Raw genomic sequence first — 1,550 nt, 5'->3', positions numbered from 1 at the left:
TAGTTAGATAAAAATATATAAAATTCAATTCTCTCGAGCAACGTGTAGGCGAAATCCTTCATATAATCAGTTATATATCTTTCCCATGATTTTAAACTACTCTATGGGTACTTGTCTTTATATATGTTTGTTGCTCAAAATTAGAGAAGGAAAAATTTATAGAGAGAGGTCGTAAATATGAATTTTAAAGAATTAGGTATAGGTAATGATTTAGTAAATGAGTTAAATCAAATAGGAATAAAAACTCCTACACCTATACAACAACAAGCTATCCCTGTAATTTTAAATAAAAAAGATATAATTGCTCAATCTCAAACTGGTACAGGCAAAACTTTTGCATTTTTATTACCTATGTTTGAAAATATTAATACAAAAGAAAATAACATTCAAGGATTAATTATCACCCCAACTAGAGAGCTTGCTATACAAATAAGTGAAGCTGCTCAAAAACTAAATAAAGCTAAAGAAATTAATATATTAGCTGCTTATGGTGGAAAAGATATAAAATCTCAATTAAATAAATTAAAAAAAAGTATTCACTTAGTAATTGCTACTCCAGGTAGGCTTTTAGACCATTTGGATAGGGATTCTATAAATCTTAGTAAACTAAAAACACTTGTTATAGACGAAGCTGACCAAATGCTTTTAATGGGCTTCAGGAACGAAATGGAAGCTATAATAAAAGAAACTAATAAAAAAAGACAAACTTTATGCTTTTCAGCTACCATGGATTCAGATGTAAAGAAACTAGCTTATAGACATACAAAAGATCCTACTGAAATAACTATAAAAAGTAAAAAGATAACTTTAGATACTATTAAACAAGAAGTTGTTGAAACTACAGATAGACATAAAAAAGAAGCTTTATGCAAAGTCTTGAATAAAGATAATCCTTTCATGGCAATTATTTTCTGCAGAACAAAAAGAAGAGTAGACGCTTTGGAAGAAGCTCTTTCTATTGATGGTTATAATTGTGAAAAATTACATAGCGATATTTCGCAATCTAAACGTGAAAGAATAATGAAGTCTTTTAGAAAGGCTGATATTCAATATCTAATTGCTACTGATGTAGCTTCTAGGGGTCTCGATATTACTGGCATAACTCATATATATAACTATGATATCCCTGAAACTAGCGAGGACTATATACATCGTATAGGGAGAACTGGTAGAGCTGGAGAAGATGGATATACTTGTATGTTTGTTGATCCTAAAAATACTAGAACTTTAGAGGAAATCGAAAATGACATCAATTATAGAATTCCTAGAAGAAATTTAGAAGAAATTTAATATAAAAACCTATCTATTTTTAGATAGGTTTTTAATTATGTTCAATCATAAATTTTAATTTAATACACAAATCATGTTTACATAAATCTATCAACTTGTAAGCCACATGATTTTTAGGCTCATTATCATCTTCTTCTACATCTATCCATGTAGATACTATCTCTTGCTTTTCATAATCAAATTTCAGTTTAATATTAGGCGTGTCAAAGTCTTTTATATCCACAGAAAAATCATATAATTTATCTTTTTGATTATTTTCT

Annotated in this window: 2 protein-coding genes; one reads left to right on the top strand and one right to left on the bottom strand. The window is 28.3% G+C overall.

The genetic code is table 11. The features are described 5' to 3' along the window. The first annotated feature begins 177 nt into the window (after positions 1 to 177). Positions 178 to 1,290: a DEAD/DEAH box helicase gene (locus tag NSA58_RS19935; protein WP_074079424.1), complete on the top strand. Its 1,113-nt coding sequence runs from the start codon at positions 178 to 180 to the stop codon at positions 1,288 to 1,290. Positions 1,291 to 1,321: 31 nt separating this feature from the next. Here NSA58_RS19935 and NSA58_RS19930 read toward each other — a convergent pair. Beyond that, positions 1,322 to 1,550: hypothetical protein (locus NSA58_RS19930; RefSeq protein WP_257560917.1), on the bottom strand; the 229-nt coding region annotated here is incomplete at its 5' end.

This window comes from Terrisporobacter muris (genome assembly GCF_024621905.1).
Lineage (GTDB): Bacteria > Bacillota > Clostridia > Peptostreptococcales > Peptostreptococcaceae > Terrisporobacter > Terrisporobacter muris.
Note: the sequence above shows the minus strand (reverse complement) of the source record. Positions and strands in the feature narration are given on the sequence as shown.

Bases quoted from the DNA above. Each gene is read 5' to 3' on its own strand.
- NSA58_RS19935 (WP_074079424.1), top strand. From the start codon at position 178: ATGAATTTTAAAGAATTAGGTATAGGTAATGATTTAGTAAATGAGTTA.